The 1,184-nt window shown below is 54.6% G+C and carries 1 protein-coding gene; it reads left to right on the forward strand.

Going from position 1 to position 1,184, the window contains the following annotated elements; genetic code table 11:
• Window positions 1-236: 236 nt before the first annotated feature.
• A partial coding sequence (locus tag ACFO8Q_RS23785; protein ID WP_380029861.1) for an IS110 family transposase occupies window positions 237-1,184 on the forward strand: 948 nt, incomplete at its 3' end.

Here is a 1,184-nt window from a genome sequence, read left to right on the forward strand (position 1 = left end):
CGTTGCCCCTCATCACAAGGGTGTCTTCCGAATTAAGAGTGTTCCCCTGGCCCCATGGAATAGACCTACACGCTGACTGTCTCCCGGCCAGTCATCCCTCCTGCAAGCAGAGGGAGGCACGTGCACCGATGACTTCCGGTGTATTCCAATAGCTCGCAAGGCTGTCGTTCATGGGTTTCCCAGGGACATCCCAAGGCCGTAGGCATCTTCATTCCAACCGAAGGAGGTGATTTGCCATGCCATCTCCCTTGTTTGTCGGAATTGATGTAGGCAGCGAAGCCAATTCGGTTTGCTGTTTGACCCGGGACGATGAAAAACGACCTGTTAGCCGATTCACCGTCACCAACAATCGTCCCGGAATCCTGGAGTTTCAGGACCGCATCACCAAGCTGGTGCACAAACACCACGCGGAAGAAGTTCTCTTCGGTCTTGAGCACACTGGCTGTTATTCGACCCATGCCGCCATGTACATCCAACGTCACTTGGATTTCGGCGTCCGCCGTAAGAACGTGTACGTCTTCAATCCCAGTCTCATCAAGGAGTTCAAGAAGTCGCACTACTTGGACGCCCCCAAGAACGATCGGGTCGATGCCTGGTTCATTGCAGCCAAGCTCCGTTCCGGACATCTTCCGCATCCGTTCACGTGGAGCGAACCGCTCATGGCGTTGCAGCGCCTGACACGTGCTCGCTACCACCTGATGCAGGATTTGACCCGGGAAAGCAACTTCCTCATGACCAACTTGTTTCTCAAGTTCAGTGATTACACCATCACCGGACCGTTTCGGAGGAACAAACTGTCGGCTACCTCGCTGGCGGTCATAGAGGAATTCGAATCGGCCGAAGAACTTGCAGAGATGTCCGTCGAACGTCTTGTCGACTTCCTTGTGAAGCACGGCAAGAACCGGTTCGACGATCCTGAGGCGGTCGCCCGTGCCTTGCAAAAGGCTGCTCGCTCTTCGTATCGATTGCCGCAAGCGATGGCGGACTCTGTCAATCTCGCTATGGCTTCCAGCATCCGCGTGATTCGCACGGTACAGGAGCAGTTGAAGGCACTTCGCAAAGGTATTGAAGATCACTTGGCGACGATTCCGCAAACGCTGGATTCCGTTCCCGGCATCGGTCCCATCTTTGCTTCCGGAATATTGGCCGAACTGGATGTCCGCCAGTTCAAAAGCCATAAGGAA

Source organism: Effusibacillus consociatus, from assembly GCF_042652925.1.
Classification (GTDB): Bacteria; Bacillota; Bacilli; order Tumebacillales; family Effusibacillaceae; genus Effusibacillus; species Effusibacillus consociatus.